This window comes from Limnothrix sp. FACHB-1083 (genome assembly GCF_014696485.1).
In the GTDB taxonomy this organism is placed as follows: Bacteria; Cyanobacteriota; Cyanobacteriia; order CACIAM-69d; family CACIAM-69d; genus CACIAM-69d.
Genome location: NZ_JACJQD010000011.1, coordinates 146,107 through 161,608 on the forward strand (window position 1 = coordinate 146,107; position 15,502 = coordinate 161,608).

15 protein-coding genes are annotated in these 15,502 nt (G+C 54.4%); all 15 read left to right on the forward strand.

The window, feature by feature from the left end; all coding sequences use genetic code 11:
• The first annotated feature begins 200 nt into the window (after positions 1 to 200).
• The 15 genes from H6F46_RS14815 (at position 201) to H6F46_RS14885 (ending at position 15,428) form a co-directional block, all read left to right on the forward strand.
• On the forward strand, positions 201 to 1,445 hold the full coding sequence (locus H6F46_RS14815) for a bifunctional 2-polyprenyl-6-hydroxyphenol methylase/3-demethylubiquinol 3-O-methyltransferase UbiG (RefSeq protein ID WP_190355523.1): 1,245 nt from the start codon (positions 201 to 203) through the stop codon (positions 1,443 to 1,445).
• A 163-nt stretch (positions 1,446 to 1,608) separates the two neighbouring features.
• The gene (locus H6F46_RS14820; RefSeq protein ID WP_234406577.1) at positions 1,609 to 2,046 is read left to right on the forward strand and encodes an ATP synthase subunit I; all 438 of its coding nucleotides are present in this window, start codon (positions 1,609 to 1,611) and stop codon (positions 2,044 to 2,046) included.
• A 32-nt stretch (positions 2,047 to 2,078) separates the two neighbouring features.
• A complete protein-coding gene (gene atpB / locus H6F46_RS14825) occupies positions 2,079 to 2,846 on the forward strand; it encodes a F0F1 ATP synthase subunit A (protein ID WP_234406579.1) in 768 nt (255 codons plus the stop codon).
• A 109-nt stretch (positions 2,847 to 2,955) separates the two neighbouring features.
• A complete protein-coding gene (gene atpE / locus H6F46_RS14830; protein WP_099532136.1) occupies positions 2,956 to 3,204 on the forward strand; it encodes an ATP synthase F0 subunit C in 249 nt (82 codons plus the stop codon).
• 127 nt (positions 3,205 to 3,331) lie between these two features.
• Complete coding sequence (locus H6F46_RS14835; protein ID WP_190355524.1) at positions 3,332 to 3,811, forward strand: F0F1 ATP synthase subunit B'; 480 nt, start codon at positions 3,332 to 3,334, stop codon at positions 3,809 to 3,811.
• Positions 3,812 to 3,818: 7 nt separating this feature from the next.
• A complete protein-coding gene (locus tag H6F46_RS14840; protein WP_234406580.1) occupies positions 3,819 to 4,361 on the forward strand; it encodes a F0F1 ATP synthase subunit B in 543 nt (180 codons plus the stop codon).
• Positions 4,362 to 4,363: 2 nt separating this feature from the next.
• Positions 4,364 to 4,918 carry an ATP synthase F1 subunit delta gene (atpH, locus tag H6F46_RS14845; RefSeq protein WP_099532138.1) on the forward strand — a complete coding sequence of 185 codons (555 nt, stop codon included), beginning with the start codon at positions 4,364 to 4,366 and terminating at the stop codon, positions 4,916 to 4,918.
• A gap of 88 nt (positions 4,919 to 5,006) precedes the next feature.
• Positions 5,007 to 6,524: a F0F1 ATP synthase subunit alpha gene (atpA, locus tag H6F46_RS14850; protein WP_190355525.1), complete on the forward strand. Its 1,518-nt coding sequence runs from the start codon at positions 5,007 to 5,009 to the stop codon at positions 6,522 to 6,524.
• Between the two features lie 89 nt (positions 6,525 to 6,613).
• On the forward strand, positions 6,614 to 7,564 hold the full coding sequence (locus H6F46_RS14855; protein ID WP_190355526.1) for a F0F1 ATP synthase subunit gamma: 951 nt from the start codon (positions 6,614 to 6,616) through the stop codon (positions 7,562 to 7,564).
• 29 nt (positions 7,565 to 7,593) lie between these two features.
• Entirely contained in the window at positions 7,594 to 7,917 is a 324-nt protein-coding gene (locus H6F46_RS14860) for a 2Fe-2S iron-sulfur cluster-binding protein (RefSeq protein ID WP_099532141.1), read from the forward strand.
• A 450-nt stretch (positions 7,918 to 8,367) separates the two neighbouring features.
• Positions 8,368 to 8,853, forward strand: coding sequence for an allophycocyanin subunit alpha (gene apcA, locus H6F46_RS14865; RefSeq protein ID WP_099532201.1), 486 nt, complete (start codon positions 8,368 to 8,370; stop codon positions 8,851 to 8,853).
• 86 nt (positions 8,854 to 8,939) lie between these two features.
• Positions 8,940 to 9,425: an allophycocyanin subunit beta gene (gene apcB, locus H6F46_RS14870; protein WP_099532143.1), complete on the forward strand. Its 486-nt coding sequence runs from the start codon at positions 8,940 to 8,942 to the stop codon at positions 9,423 to 9,425.
• A 239-nt stretch (positions 9,426 to 9,664) separates the two neighbouring features.
• Positions 9,665 to 9,868 carry a phycobilisome linker polypeptide gene (locus H6F46_RS14875; protein WP_099532144.1) on the forward strand — a complete coding sequence of 68 codons (204 nt, stop codon included), beginning with the start codon at positions 9,665 to 9,667 and terminating at the stop codon, positions 9,866 to 9,868.
• A gap of 291 nt (positions 9,869 to 10,159) precedes the next feature.
• On the forward strand, positions 10,160 to 11,359 hold the full coding sequence (locus tag H6F46_RS14880; RefSeq protein ID WP_099532145.1) for an FtsW/RodA/SpoVE family cell cycle protein: 1,200 nt from the start codon (positions 10,160 to 10,162) through the stop codon (positions 11,357 to 11,359).
• Between the two features lie 412 nt (positions 11,360 to 11,771).
• A complete protein-coding gene (locus tag H6F46_RS14885; RefSeq protein ID WP_190355527.1) occupies positions 11,772 to 15,428 on the forward strand; it encodes a response regulator in 3,657 nt (1,218 codons plus the stop codon).
• The last annotated feature ends 74 nt before the right edge of the window (positions 15,429 to 15,502 follow it).

A 15,502-nucleotide genomic window follows, 5' to 3' on the forward strand; every position in this document is an offset into this window, starting at 1 on the left:
TAGACTAAAACGATTCTGTGCGTGGGGCGGCCTTTGTTAAGAAGTGTGTATGCTTCTCAGGCGGGCGATCGCAGGCATTGGAAGGGCAGGGGGTGCGATAGACTCGATCGCGGTGATCACCCTTGCGAGTCCTCGTTTCAGCCTCTTTTCAGCAATTCCTATATAAACAATCAACCCAATCAACCCCCTATTCAATTCCGATGGAAGCACAGCGCACCGCCCAAACCCTCGCCGCCGTCCAAAAGCTCTACGATACCTATCCGTTTCCGCCAGAACCCCTGTTGGATGAACCCCCGCCGGGCTATAACTGGCGCTGGAATTGGCAAGCGGCGCATCAGTTTTGCACGGGCAGAAAGGCGGAACGCACTGATATTCGAATTTTGGATGCGGGCTGCGGCACGGGTGTGGGCACTGAATATTTAATGCACTTGAACCCGGAAACCAAGATCACGGCGATCGACCTGAGTTCAGAGGCGTTGGGCGTGGCTCGGGAACGGTGTCGGCGGACGGGCGATCGGGTTCGCGGAGGCGATCGCGTAGAATTCCGACACCTCAGCCTTTACGATGCCCAGGAAATTTCCGGCAAATTTGATTGGATCAACTGCGTTGGCGTGTTGCACCACCTGCCCGATCCGGTGCGAGGCATTCAATCCCTGGCCGCCAAGCTAGCTCCCGGTGGCCTCATGCACATTTTCGTTTACGGGGAACTGGGTCGTTGGGAAATCCAGTTGATGCAGCGAGCGATCCGCCTGCTCCGTGAAAGCCCCACGGGCCCGGCAGATTCCAATCCCTATCGTGATGGTGTTCAGATTGGACGATCGCTATTTGCGGCCTTACCCGAAACCAATCGGTTGGTGCGGCGGGAACAGGAGCGCTGGTCGATGGAAAACCAGCGGGATGAGTGTTTCGCAGACATGTATGTCCATCCCCAGGAAGTGGACTACAACATCGATACCCTCTTTGAATTAATTGAGGCCTCGGGTCTGGAGTTCCTGGGCTTTTCCAACCCTGATTACTGGCAGCTCGATCGCCTCTTGGGCAGCAATCCAGAGCTGATGGCGCGAGCCGAGGGCTTGAGCGATCGACAGCGCTATCGCCTGGTGGAATCGCTGGATCCCGAAGGAGCTACCCACTACGAGTTTTGGTTAGGTTGCCCGCCGGTCAATCGTCTCACCTGGGAAGACTCCAGCGCCCTGGCCGCGGCCCTGCCGAGCCTGAATCCCTGTATGGATGGCTGGCCCAGCCGTTGTCTATTTAATCAGGACTATCGGATTGTCAGCTTGGACGATGCCACTTTCCAGTTTCTCAGTGCCGTGGCCGCCAATGAAACCGCTGACCAACCCCAGTCGATCGCCCAACTCCTAAGCCAGCAGCCGGGCTTCACCCTCGAAAACGTGCGATCGTTGCTTGATCAGCGCCTGTTATTGCTGACTCCCCAACGCTAATTCAATCCCTAGCCAACCACCCGCTAAATCCGGGCGCAGTCAAAATAGCTCCCCCCAGCAACCTCGCCCATTTCCCGTGAAAAACGCGCAACACCTGCGTGGTACAATCGCACCTGGCTTAGGGCCGCCGGGCCAGCATTCAACAGCCAGGAGTTTGCAACCGATGGACTCTCCAACGGTCGAACCAGTCACCGCCATGCCGGAAGTTTCTCCCGAAGCGATCGAGGGCACTTCCGAAAACGGCGCAGCCATGGAGGAATACTACAAACTCCAACGGGAGCTATTAATCGGCTCCTTGGTTGTATCCCTGGTGATTTTTCTGTCTGTTTGGGCCACCTACAGTCTCAACACTGCCCTGAGCTATTTGCTGGGAGCGCTGGTGGGCATTGTATACCTGCGAATGCTGGCCAAAGATGTCGCTACCCTGGGTAATGGCAAACAGCAATTGAGTAAAACTCGGCTAGCACTTTTTGTAGCCATTTTTCTCATTGGTGCTCGAGTTCAGCAACTTGAACTGTTGCCAATCATCCTTGGTTTTCTGACCTATAAGGCTGCTCTAATTTTCCACACGTTGCGCGCGATCGCAAAGCCCAACCCTTAGGCTAATTGCGAGAGCAATCTCGTCAAATGCCTATGCAAAACAGCGTTGCTATGTTCGATCTTTTTTCAAACATTCCGTTCTCTCCGCTAGCAGAACTGGAAGTTGGTCAACACTTCTATTGGCACATTGGCAACTTCAAGGTACATGGGCAAGTTTTCCTTGCCTCTTGGATTGTCCTAGGGCTACTGATCGTTACTTGCATCTTGGCAACTCGTAACATTCAGCGAGTACCGTCGGGATTGCAAAACTTCATGGAATATGCCTTGGAGTTTATCCGCGACCTTACCAAAACCCAAGTGGGCGAAAAAGAATATCGAGCATGGGTTCCCTTTGTTGGCACTTTGTTCCTATTCATTTTTGTGTCGAATTGGGGTGGTGCACTCATTCCTTGGAAACTCGTTGAGTTACCGTCTGGTGAATTGGCTGCTCCTACCAACGACATCAACACAACGGTTGCCCTGGCACTGACCACATCGGTCGCCTATTTCTATGCAGGATTGAGCCGAAAAGGGTTGGGTTACTTCGCCGATTACGCGCAGCCGACCCCGATCATGGTTCCCTTCAAAATCATTGAAGACTTTACCAAGCCGCTGTCGTTAAGCTTCCGTTTGTTTGGTAATATCCTAGCGGATGAACTTGTGGTGGCTGTACTGGTCTTCCTGGTTCCCTTGTTCGTGCCCATTCCGCTGATGGTTTTGGGGCTGTTCACGAGTGCAATTCAAGCCCTGATTTTTGCAACTCTGGCGGCATCCTACATTGGTGAAGCAATGGAAGATCACCACGGCGAGCATCACGACTAACGACCCCATTTTTAGGGGTTGTGAAACGGAGTCGTGAAAGCATCAATTGGGGATTGTTTCCCTTCTAATTACAAGACTCTCAACAACAATTCAAGGACGGACTACGACAATGAATCCTACGATTGCTGCTGCTTCGGTTCTGGCTGCTGCTCTGGCTGTGGGTTTGGGTGCAATTGGCCCCGGTATCGGTCAAGGTAATGCGGCTGGTCAAGCTGTGGAAGGGATTGCTCGTCAACCGGAAGCAGAAGGCAAAATCCGTGGCACCTTGCTGTTGAGCTTGGCGTTCATGGAAGCTCTGACGATTTACGGTCTGGTGGTGGCACTGGTGCTGCTGTTCGCTAACCCCTTCGCTTCGTAAATTTGGTTTTCGGCTTTTGCGAACGAGTTTTACCTGAGGCGGCGAAAGGTGCTTGCTTGATGCGAAAGCCTTTTGCTGCCCCAACTCGCGAAAAGGGGCTGTCAACCATCTGCTGGGAGTAAGCGAAATGCTATACGCACTCGTACCAACGCTGTTGGCAGCGGAGGCAGAAGGGGGTCTGTTTGACCTTGATGCCACCCTGCCCCTGATGGCAGCGCAGTTTCTAATTTTGGCTTTGATTTTGAATGCGGTTTTGTACAAGCCCCTGGGACAAGCCATTGACCAACGGGCAGACTACATCCGCGGCAAGCAACTGGATGCACAAGAGCGCCTGGAGAAGGTGAAGTCGTTGACGGCGGAATATGAAAAGGCTTTGGCGGAGGCCCGCCGTAAGTCTCAGTCCATCGTAGCGGATGCCCAAGCGGAGGCGCAAAAACTGGCGGCTCAGACGGTGGCAGACGCACAACGACAGGCCCAATCGGAGCGGGAAGCGGCTCAACAGGAGATTGACAGTCAACGGCAGACGGCTTTGGCTGCCCTGGACGGTCAAGTGGCGGTGCTGAGCCGTCAGATTGTGCGGAAGTTGTTGGGTTTTGAGTTGGGATGAGGTTGTGATGACGAACATGTTTTTGGGTTCGATCGCCCCTCATCTGTTGGCCCATGGATCGTTCGGGATTAACACCGACATCCTGGAAACCAATGTGATCAACCTGGCGATCGTGTTGGGGGTTCTGGTCTACTTTGGTCGTGGCTTCTTGGGTAACCTGCTGGGAACCCGGAGAGCGGCGATCGAAGAGGCAATCACCGAAGCAGAAAAGGCGCAAGCGGAAGCTGTGAAGGCCTTGGAAGAGCAACAGCGCAAACTGGCTCAAGCCCAGGCGGAAGCAGAGCGAATCACTGCTGAAGCAAAGGTTGCAGCTGAGCGGACGAAGGAAGCCATTTTGGCGAAGTCCACCCAGGATGTGCAACGGATGCGCGAGGCCGCTTCCAGTGACTTGGCGGCTGAGCAAGAGCGTGTGATTACGCAATTGCGGCAGCGGGCTGTGGCCGCAGCGCTGGAGCAGGTCAACGACCAACTGCGCTCGCGCTTGAATTCGGATCAACAGCGGGATTTGGTTGATCGGAGCTTGGCCCTGATTCAAGGGGGAGGGAACTAACGATGCAAAGCAGTTCAATGATCGCCAGCATCGCCGAGCCTTACGCGCAAGCTTTGATGACCTTGGCTCAAAAGGAAAGCTTGGTGGAGCGTTTTGGCGAGGATGTGACCTACCTACGAGGTTTGCTAGCAGCCTCGGATGAGCTGGGCGCTCTCTTGGCTAACCCGTTTGTCAAGGCGGACGATAAGAAGTCTGTACTCGATCGCCTGGCGGGTGAAACTCTGCACCCGTTGACGGCGAACTTTTTGAAACTCTTGGTCGATCGCAAGCGGATTGCGCTGCTGGATTCGATCGCCCAGAAATATCAAGACCTGCTGCGCCAGTTTACGAATACGGCCTTGGCGGAAGTGACTTCTGCGGTGGAACTGACGGAAGAGCAACGCCAAAGCGCCATTGAGCGGGTGAAACAGCTCACCGGGGCCGCCAGCGTGGAACTGGTGACGAAGGTCGATACCGATTTGATCGGCGGCGTGATTATCAAAGTCGGCTCGCAAGTGGTCGATGCCAGCCTGCGTGGTCAATTGCGACGCATGGCGCTGACTTTGGGCGCGATCTAGCTCTGTTTGTGAGCAAATCCCGAGGGCCGCAACCAAGATAAGCACCCCAAACGCTGGAAACAACGTTGAAAACTAGGAGTCGCAGACCGTGATTGCAATCAGACCGGACGAAATCAGCAGCATTATTCAGCAGCAGATTGAGCAGTACGACAAGGATGTCAAGGTGGCCGACGTGGGCACCGTGCTGCAAGTGGGTGACGGGATCGCTCGTATCTATGGCCTGCAAAATGCCATGGCTGGTGAGCTGCTGGAGTTCGAGGACGGTACTGTGGGTATCGCACTGAACCTCGAAGAGAACGATGTGGGTGCTGTGTTGATGGGTGACGGCCTCAACATCCAAGAAGGCAGTACCGTTCGTGCCACCGGTAAGATCGCGGCGATTCCGGTGGGTGATGCGGTTGTGGGCCGGGTTGTGGATGCGTTGGCTCGCCCGATCGATGGTAAGGGCGACATTGCCTCCTCGGAAACCCGTCTGATCGAATCGATGGCCCCTGGGATTATCGCCCGGAAGTCCGTGTGCGAACCGATGCAAACCGGGATTACGGCAATTGACTCGATGATTCCGGTCGGGCGTGGCCAACGGGAGCTGATCATCGGTGACCGCCAAACGGGTAAGACCTCGATTGCGATCGACACGATCATCAACCAAAAGTCCGAAGATGTGATTTGCATCTACGTGGCGATCGGGCAAAAGGCCTCCTCCGTGGCCCAGGTGATCGATGTACTGAAGGAATCGGGCGCGCTGGACTACACCATCGTAGTGGCCGCCAACGCCAACGCCCCCGCTACCCTGCAATACTTGGCCCCCTACACCGGCGCTGCCATTGCTGAGTACTTCATGTACAAGGGCAAGGCTACCCTGGTGGTTTACGATGACTTGTCCAAGCAGGCCCAGGCTTATCGCCAAATGTCCCTGCTGCTGCGTCGTCCGCCCGGTCGGGAAGCTTACCCCGGCGACGTGTTCTATCTCCACAGCCGCTTGCTGGAGCGCGCCGCCAAACTGAGCGATGAGCTAGGTGGTGGCAGCATGACGGCTCTGCCGATCATCGAAACCCAAGCCGGTGACGTGTCGGCCTACATCCCGACCAACGTGATTTCGATTACCGACGGTCAGATCTTCTTGTCCGCTGACCTGTTCAACTCGGGTCTGCGCCCGGCCGTGAACGCTGGTATCTCCGTATCCCGCGTGGGTTCGGCTGCCCAAACCAAGGCCATGAAGAAGGTAGCCGGTAAGGTGAAGCTGGAACTGGCTCAATACGATGACTTGGCTGCTTTTGCACAGTTCGCCTCCGACTTGGATAAGGCGACCCAAGATCAGTTGGCCCGTGGTCAGCGTCTGCGGGAACTGCTGAAGCAGCCCCAATACGCGCCTCTCGGTGTGGATGAGCAAGTGGCGGTCATTTACGCCGGGATTAACGGCCATTTGGATGAAATTCCGGTCAACCTGATCACCAAGTTTGTGGCGGGTCTGCGGGATTACCTGAAGAATAACAAGGCTGGCTATGGTGAAGCCGTGCGCAGCACCAAGCAACTGACGGAAGAGGCGGAAACCCTGCTGAAGGAAGCGTTGACTGAGTACAAGCAAACCTTCTTGGTTGCTCAGTAATCATCGCGAATCAAGCGATCGCCTAGGGTCTTCTACCCCGGGCGATCGCGCCCCCTAGCGACTCAGGCGACTCAAAGGACTCCACAGCTATGGCAAACCTCAAGGCAATTCGCGACCGAATTCAGTCCGTTAAAAACACTAAAAAAATTACTGAAGCCATGCGCTTGGTTGCCGCCGCAAAGGTGCGCCGGGCCCAAGAGCAGGTAAACAACACCCGCCCCTTCGCCGATCGCTTAGCCCAAGTGCTCTACGGCTTGCAATCGCGCCTCAAATTTGAAGACGTAGATCTGCCACTCCTGCGGCAACGAAGCATTAAAACCGTAGGTATTTTGGTGGTTTCAGGCGATCGGGGCCTCTGTGGTGGCTACAACGGTAATGTGATCCGTCGGGCCGAGCAACGCAGCAAAGAGCTGCTTGCTGAAGGGGTCAACGTCAAAATGATCGTGGTGGGTCGCAAGGCAAACCAATACTTCAGCCGCCGGGGCTACGATGTCGCGGCTGTTTATGACGGTCTAGAGCAAATCCCTAGCGCGTCGGAAGCATCGCAAATTGCAGACGAGCTGCTGTCGCTGTTCCTCTCGGAAACGGTCGATCGCGTTGAACTGGTCTACACCAAATTTGTATCGCTGATTAGCTCCCGTCCCGTAGTCCAAACCCTGCTGCCGTTGGATCCGCAAGGTTTGGAAGCTTCGGATGACGAGATCTTCCGGCTGACGACCCGTGGCGGACAATTCCAAGTGGAGCGTGAGCGGGTCGATTTGCCCACCACACCCTTGCCGCGCGACACCATCTTTGAGCAGGATCCGGTACAGATTCTGAATGCGCTCTTGCCGTTGTACCTGAACAACCAACTGCTGCGGGCCCTGCAAGAGTCCGCCGCCAGCGAGTTGGCTGCTCGGATGACTGCCATGAGCAACGCCAGCGAGAACGCCAAGACCCTGATTGGCAGTTTGACCTTGACTTACAACAAGGCACGGCAGTCCGCTATTACCCAAGAAATCCTGGAAGTGTGCGGTGGTGCTGAGGCGCTGCGCTCCTAGGGATTGGCTAGGGATTCGAGAGAAGAACCATGAGCACGACCTATCAGGTTGAAATTCAGCACGAAGGGCAAACCCACGTCCTGCAAGTGGCGGATGACACGCCCATTTTGACGGCGGCAGCAGCGGCGGGGCTGACGCTTCCCAGCTCTTGCAATGCGGGGGTTTGCACGACCTGTGCTGCCCGCGTAGTGGAAGGGACGATCGAGCCAGGCGACAGCATGGGCTTGAGTCCGGATTTGCGCACGAAGGGGTTTGCGCTCCTTTGTACCGCCAAGCCCCGTTCTAACCTCAAAATCCAAACTGGTTGTGAGGATGAGGTTTACGAACTGCAATTTGGTCAATTCCAAAAATAAATTTGGACTTGGGAAAACTTGGCTGTTGGGCGATCGCTGGATCGCTCGATCCAAACCGAAATCTACAAAGCATCAGGCGCAAAATCTTGACCCTAGATTTTGATTCGCCTGGTGTTTTGTCTTTTCGGCAGTTGAGCGATCGGGACAAAAATCACAGACTCGGAACGGCCCTCAAAGATTAGCTGTCTGAGGAAGGATGTTAAAAACTGTTAATCCAAGCGAGGGTCAACGGGCTTCATGCCTGAGAATAAGTGTTGATTTGCCGGGGAGGACACCGAGTGCGGTCTCAGGACTGTCGCTGGTGGATTTCGAGCTAAGGGTTAAACGACCTGGCTTAGAAAATTTCTCGTTGCTCCCGCTGCCTGAGCAATCGCAGCGATGCTAGTCGTTTCCTCGGTGGAAGCCCCAATCTCCAGTCAAAACTTTTTTCCTTTCGGAGGAGTTTATTCAATGAGTATCGTCACGAAGTCAATCGTGAATGCCGACGCTGAGGCCCGCTATCTCAGCCCCGGCGAACTGGATCGCATCAAGGCTTTCGTGTCCACCGGCGCTCAACGCCTGCGCATTGCCCAAATCCTGACCGATGCCCGTGAGCGCATCGTTAAGCAAGCCGGCGAACAACTGTTCCAAAAGCGCCCCGATGTGGTTTCGCCCGGTGGTAACGCTTACGGTGAAGAAATGACCGCAACCTGCCTGCGCGACCTGGACTACTACCTGCGTCTGGTGACCTACGGCATCGTGGCTGGCGACGTGACCCCGATCGAAGAAATCGGTTTGGTGGGCGTGCGCGAAATGTACCGCTCGCTGGGTACCCCGATCGACGGCGTGGCTGAAGGTGTGCGTGGCATGAAGGCTGCTGCTGCTGGTCTGCTGAGCGGCGAAGATGCAGCTGAAGCTTCGGCTTACTTCGATTACGTGATTGGCGGCTTGAGCTAAGACCTGGGTTCTCCCTCGCTAGCTTGACTTGCTTCGGCTTTAATGAAAGCCATTTCCTTGCAAAACCGACTTATTCAAAAACGATCATGCAAGACGCAATTACCTCCGTCATCAACTCCTCCGACGTTCAGGGCAAGTACCTCGACTCGAGCGCTCTGGATAAGCTGAAGAATTACTTCGCTACCGGCGAACTGCGCGTGCGCGCTGCTAACGCGATCGGCGCTAATGCTGCCACGATCGTCAAGGAAGCTGTTGCTAAGTCGCTGCTGTACTCCGATGTGACCCGTCCCGGCGGCAACATGTACACCACCCGTCGCTATGCTGCTTGCATCCGCGACCTGGACTACTACCTTCGCTATGCCACCTACGCCATGTTGGCTGGCGATCCTTCGATCCTCGATGAGCGCGTGCTCAACGGCTTGAAGGAAACCTACAACTCCTTGGGCGTGCCCATCGGCACCACCGTGCAAGCAATCCAAGCCATGAAGGAAGTGACCGCCGGTTTGGTGGGCTCTGACGCTGGTAAGGAAATGGGCGTGTACTTCGACTACATCTCCTCGGGCTTGAGCTAAACAACAAATGGCTTGGCTGAATTTCGACTCACCGGGTTGATGGTTGTGGTTTCCCCTGTTGGGTTGAAATGAGTGAAGCCACGGGGTCTGGGATAGTTGCTGAACGCTCAAAGTTGCATAGGCTCCGCGATCGCGTTGTCTGGTTAGCTTTGGGGGCAGCACGGCTCAGACCTCGTTGTTTAAGGACTTGGTCTGAATTTTGGTCAGATTTGTCGTTGAAGTCACAAAGGTTTCTCGCCATGCGGATGTTTAAAATTACGGCTTGCGTGCCGAGCCAAACGCGAATTCGGACGCAGCGCGAGCTGCAAAACACCTTCTTCACGAAGCTGGTTTCCTACGACAACTGGTTCAAGGAACAGCAACGCATCCAAAAGATGGGTGGCAAAATCGTGAAGGTCGAGCTGGCTACGGGCCGCCCGGGCACGAATACGGGTTTGCTGTAGATTGGCAAACTGTGAACCGCCTGATCGGTTCCTTCTGTCCTTTTGGGGTCAGGTGGATCGATCGAGTCGGTGACCCAACCCTCAGTCATTTTTGGAATTGGCACACCAATTCCGAACTCAGCCGATCGCGAGTGACAAGTGAGCCTGCCTACGGGTAGCTGAAACTTGTGGCTCGCGATATTGTTTTGAATAGGTATTTTGCATCAGCATTGTTTGAAGTCAGCAGCACTTGGCCTCCGCTGGTGGGGTTGCTTCCTGGTTGTCTTTGCCCCTTGAGGTTGCCTGCAATCCATGGCCCAACGTCGCCCCCTTGTTTGGAGTGATTGGCTCACACAGTTCCGAACCTCCGTGGGGTGGTCGGCCGTGGGCTGGGCCGACGAAGCCCGCTGGTTGCGTTGGCTCACCTTCTTTTGGCTGTTTGTGGGGTTTCTGATTTTGCTATCTGCTTCCTACGCCAGTGCGGAAGCTACGGAAGGAGACGGTTGGTACTACTGCAAACGGCAATTACTGTGGATCGCGGCGGGCTTGGTGGGATTCCAAACGGCCGTTTCCCTGCCCCTGCGTTACGTGCTGGCGATCGCCCACTGGGGATTGCTAGTCACCTTAATGCTGATGTGGGCGCTGCTGGTTCCTGGTCTTGGGCGATCGGCCAACGGAGCCGTTCGCTGGATTGAGATTGGGGTCTTGCCGATCCAACCCTCGGAACTCCTAAAGCCCTTTTTGGTGCTGCAAAGTGCCCGTATTTTGGGTCAGTGGGAACGGTTGACCGATCGCCATCGTTGGTTTTGGCTGGGAACCATCGGTGCAGTGTTGTTGGGGATCTTGTTGCAACCCAATCTCAGCACCGCAGCGGTTTGTGGGATGACCGTTTGGCTACTGGCGCTGACGGCGGGCTTGCCCTATGCCTATCTGCTCAGCGCGGCGGGAGGTGGGCTGGTTTTAGGGTTAATTAGCATCAGCCTGCGCACTTACCAGCAGCGGCGAATTGCCTCCTTTCTCAATCCTTGGGATGACCCCCTAGGCATTGGCTATCAATTGGTGCAAAGTCTCCTGGCGATCGGGTCGGGGGGCTGGTGGGGGACGGGGTTTGGCCTCTCGCAACAAAAATTAGCCAGCCTGCCCATCCAGTTCACTGACTTTATCTTTTCAGTGTTTGCGGAAGAGTTTGGCTTTGTCGGTTCCCTACTGTTGTTGACTCTATTAGTCGTTTATGGTGCATTGGGCCTGCGAGTGGCTGCCAATGCGAGCGATCGCTCCCTGCGACTGGTGGCCGTCGGTGCTGTGTTGCTGCTGGTGGGCCAAGCCCTGGTGAACATTGGCGTGGCAACCGGCGTGCTGCCAACTACAGGACTGCCATTTCCCCTCATGAGCTATGGCGGTAGCTCGATTATTGCCAGTCTGTTTCTAGCGGGGTTGCTGATTCGGGTGGCCCGCGAAAGCAGTGCGGCCACGGTTGTTCCCCTCGATCGCCGCCGGCCCCGTCGGCCTTAAAGACGCACCGCAATTTGTACTATCCCCGTAAAGGGAACCGGGCGATCGTATCAAAAAATACTCGTGTTCTACCGATAGTTAACAGCCATGACCATGCTGCATGATTGTTGAATGGCGTACAGACTGAAGCCACCAAAAGTTCAGAGTTAATCTGACTTTAGGCGATCGCTGACTTGATAGTCATTGACCGCCTAAAGTACCTAACAGCTAATAAGCTCAAATTCCAAACAATTGACTATCCCGATCGTCCCCGTTAATCAAAAACCAATCAAAAATCAATCAAAAATAACACAGCACTCATCAGCCATGAACCCAACAACTTGCATGAAATGAACCGTCTTGAATAACAGTTGCTAGATCCTTGCTTGACGCTTGATCACTAATTTCCTCCTTCCTCTCTGGATTGCTGTCGATGTTATCTTCTTCTGGGCATCCCGCCAAGGCCGACATCTTAATTGTGGATGACTTGCCAGACAATCTCCGTCTGCTGTCTTCTATGCTGGAGACCCATGGCTATCGCGTTAGAAAGGCAATTAGTGGTCGATTGGCATTAAGTGCTGCTCGATTGGCTGCACCAAATTTAATCCTTCTGGATGCTTGTATGCCAGATTTGGATGGATATGAGGTTTGTCGTTATTTAAAAGATGATCCTCAAACTCGTCATATTCCTGTTATTTTTATTAGCGCTTTAGATCGCCCAACCGATAAAGTTCATGCCTTTGAAGCCGGTGGAGTTGACTATATTACCAAACCTTTTCAGGTTCAAGAAATTCTGTCGCGAATTGAGAGCCAACTGCGGTTGTATGCCCTTCAGGAAGAATTGCGATCGGCTAATCGTCGCCTGACTGAGCAGAATGAACTGCTACACAAACAAATTGTTCAGCGCCAGAAAGTTGAAATTGAAATTCGGCTGTTGCTGGCGGCTTCCCAGGCGATCGGGCGAGCCTCGGATTTTGATGCATCCCTCGAAGCCATTTTGCGGCTGACTTGCCAAACCATTAAGTGGGATTGTGCAGAAGCCTGGGTGCCAAATGCCCACGGGACGGCGCTGGAGTGTAGCCCCAGTTGGTATGCCAGTGACCCATCTTTTCAAGCCTTTCGCCAAGCCAGTTTGCAGCTTCAGTATCGATCGGGAGAAGGAATGCCCGGCCGAGTTTGGGCCCAGCGCCAGGCGGAATGGCTGGAGGATTTGAGCTATCCGGGAATTTTTGCCCGTTCAGAGCTGGCCGCTAGTGTCGGTTTGCGATCGGCCTTTGCGGTTCCCATTTTGGACGGCTCCCAGGTTTTGGCGGTCTTGATGTTCCTGCGGCGACAGGCCTCGACCCTCGATAACAAAATTTTGCATCTGCTGGAGGCGGTGGGGACTCAGGCCGGAGCCTTGATGCAACGAAAACAGGCAGAACAGGCCCTGCGGGACTTGGCCCGGCGCGAAACCGCGATCGCCCGAATCATCACCCGAATGCGGCAATCCCTGGATCTGGATGAAATTTTTCTGGATACAACCGATGAGCTACGGCGGGCCCTGCTCTGCCATCGAGTGGTGATCTATCGGTTTAATCCAGACTGGAGCGGTCAATTTTTGGTGGAGTCCGTGGCCGATGGTGTGCAGCCCTTGGTCAGTCCGAGCGGAGTCACCAAGGATGTGGATCACTTGAATCCCGCCCTGTGCCACAAAACTTGGCAACTGACCCAAGGGGGCCCCTTCAACTTGGGAGCCAGTTATGTCAGTGCCAGCGATGTGGAGCAGGCGGATTTGGCGGACACCTGTTTGGAATTGCTCGATCGATTGGCGGCCAAAGCCTTTATTTGTGTACCCATTCATTGTGGACGGGAACTGTGGGGAGTCCTGGGAGCCTATCAAAATGAACGCCCCCGCACTTGGAGTGAATCAGACATCAAAATTCTGGTGCAAATTGGAGCACAACTGGGAATTGCTGTTCAACAAACCCAATTGGTGCAACGTCTTCAACACCAGTCCACGGAATTGCAACTGGCAAAAGAATTAGCCGATTCTGCTAACCGAGCCAAAAGCCAATTTCTGGCCAACATGAGTCATGAAATTCGGACTCCTTTGAATGCGGCTTTAGGCACAACCGATCTGCTGCTACAAACGCCCCTAAACCTTGAACAGCAAGACTTAGCCCGAATCTTAAAAACCAGCGGCGAGCACCTGTTGTCGTTGATTAATGACATTTTGGATTGGGCAAAAATTGAAGCTCGGGAAGTGCAGCTAGAGTCCATTCCCTTTGATCTAAATCAATGTATTGAAACCGTCGATCATCTCCTGCGGCCCCAAGCCCAAGCGAAAGGATTAACGCTTTTGACATTGCTGGATAGTAATGTGCCTTGGACGGTAGTAGGTGACCCCACAAGACTGCATCAAATTTGCATTAATTTGGTGGGTAATGCTATTAAATTCACGGATCAAGGACAGGTGGTTTTTCAAATGTCTTTGGAATCCCAATCAAACAAGATGGTGATAATTCACTGTGAGGTGCGAGATTCGGGGGTGGGGGTCTTGCCGGAGCATCGTCACAAGCTGTTTCAGTCTTTTTCGCAGGTGGACGCTTCCACAACCCGTCGCTATGGGGGCACTGGTTTGGGGCTGGCCATTTGTCGGCAGTTGGTGGAACTGATGGGGGGAGAAATTGGCTATGAGGCCAATGTGGGCGGGGGCAGTACGTTTTGGTTTTCAGTGCCCTTGCAGCGCCAGGCGTTGACAGATGAGGCGGAGCAATGGTCTTTTTTGCGCCAAGAACGGTTGCTGTTGGTGGATACGGATCCCCGCCAGCAATTGTTGATTGGTTCTCAGGTGCGGGCTTGGGGTGGGCGTTTGGATCGTGTGTCGGCGGATGAGGTGTTTGGGGCGATCGAGATGGCCAGCCACAGCGAAAACCCTTACACGATCGCCCTTGTGAATTTGGAAGATTTGGATTTGACTTGGGAACCGTTGCAGCGACAAATTCAGCAGCAACCAGCCTTGGCCACTTTGCACTGGATTCTGTTGCTGAAGCCGGAAGCAAGATCGCTGGGCCATCAACTGGTGGGTCAGGGGGTGATTAAGCATTACCTGACGATGCCGATTTTGGTTTCGCAACTGCTGGATGCGTTAACGGCCGCGGTGCGTCACGAGTCACCAACCTTGCCTGCGGTACTGGAGTCGCCCACGGTGGCTGAGCGTGATGGGCGATCGGCGGCGCGATCGCTCCATCCCCTGGTGCGGCCAGTACATTGCAAGATTTTGGTGGTGGAAGACACGCCCCTGAATCAACAAATTGTCTTGCGGCAGCTCAAGAGTTTGGGTTGGGAGAATGTGACCTGTGCTGACAATGGCCAACAGGCGATCGATCGACTGTTGCGGGAGCCGTTTGACTTGGTGTTGATGGATTGCTTGATGCCGGTGATGGATGGCTATCAGGCTGTGCAACGGTTGCGGGCAGAAGCGGGCCCCAATCGGGATGTGACGGTAATTGCCATGACGGCCAATGCTTTGGCTGGGGCCCGGGAGGAATGTTTGGCGGTGGGCATGAATGACTACATCAGCAAGCCCATTAGCTTGGCGGGTTTGGCGGCGGTGCTCGATCGCTGGGTGATTCCCATGAGTCGCAATTTGCATACGGAAGGCGACTTGCCCCCGACGGAACCGACTCCCAAGCCAATGCTGAGCGCTGGAAATTCCGCTTCTGAGTCAGCGCCGCCGATCGATCGGGAACGGTTGATGGAGATTTCCATGGGCGATCCGGAAGTGGCCCGTGAAATTCTCAGTATTTTTGTGGAGGGCATTCCGGAATATTTGGAAGCCCTCGATCGGGCGATCGAAAGCCAAAACATCAAGGAAGTCTATCGGCGGGCCCACCAAATTAAAGGTGCGGCGGCCAATGCTGGCGTTTTGGAAATGCCGGATTTGGCTTGCCAACTCGAAACCAATGCCCTGGCCGATCGGCTCGATCGGGCTGAAATTTTGTCAGCTCAACTACGGGATGTGATGAATCGCGTTTGTGCCTATACTCAGCAGCTTGATCAACTTGATCAAATCGATCAAATTCAGGCCACCCCATCCCGACGTTGAACCGTTGATTAACCCTGTAAACCTCGACGCTGGCAACTGAAAACGAATGAAACGTTAATTCAGCCCCCCGTGGC

Coding starts and splice junctions, on each gene's coding strand:
- H6F46_RS14880 (WP_099532145.1), top strand. CDS start 10,160: ATGGCCCAACGTCGCCCCCTTGTTTGGAGTGATTGGCTCACACAGTTC.
- H6F46_RS14820 (WP_234406577.1), top strand. CDS start 1,609: ATGGACTCTCCAACGGTCGAACCAGTCACCGCCATGCCGGAAGTTTCT.
- apcA (WP_099532201.1), top strand. CDS start 8,368: ATGAGTATCGTCACGAAGTCAATCGTGAATGCCGACGCTGAGGCCCGC.
- H6F46_RS14855 (WP_190355526.1), top strand. CDS start 6,614: ATGGCAAACCTCAAGGCAATTCGCGACCGAATTCAGTCCGTTAAAAAC.
- apcB (WP_099532143.1), top strand. CDS start 8,940: ATGCAAGACGCAATTACCTCCGTCATCAACTCCTCCGACGTTCAGGGC.
- H6F46_RS14815 (WP_190355523.1), top strand. CDS start 201: ATGGAAGCACAGCGCACCGCCCAAACCCTCGCCGCCGTCCAAAAGCTC.
- atpB (WP_234406579.1), top strand. CDS start 2,079: ATGCAAAACAGCGTTGCTATGTTCGATCTTTTTTCAAACATTCCGTTC.
- H6F46_RS14860 (WP_099532141.1), top strand. CDS start 7,594: ATGAGCACGACCTATCAGGTTGAAATTCAGCACGAAGGGCAAACCCAC.
- H6F46_RS14885 (WP_190355527.1), top strand. CDS start 11,772: ATGTTATCTTCTTCTGGGCATCCCGCCAAGGCCGACATCTTAATTGTG.
- H6F46_RS14835 (WP_190355524.1), top strand. CDS start 3,332: ATGCTATACGCACTCGTACCAACGCTGTTGGCAGCGGAGGCAGAAGGG.
- atpE (WP_099532136.1), top strand. CDS start 2,956: ATGAATCCTACGATTGCTGCTGCTTCGGTTCTGGCTGCTGCTCTGGCT.
- H6F46_RS14875 (WP_099532144.1), top strand. CDS start 9,665: ATGCGGATGTTTAAAATTACGGCTTGCGTGCCGAGCCAAACGCGAATT.
- H6F46_RS14840 (WP_234406580.1), top strand. CDS start 3,819: ATGACGAACATGTTTTTGGGTTCGATCGCCCCTCATCTGTTGGCCCAT.
- atpH (WP_099532138.1), top strand. CDS start 4,364: ATGCAAAGCAGTTCAATGATCGCCAGCATCGCCGAGCCTTACGCGCAA.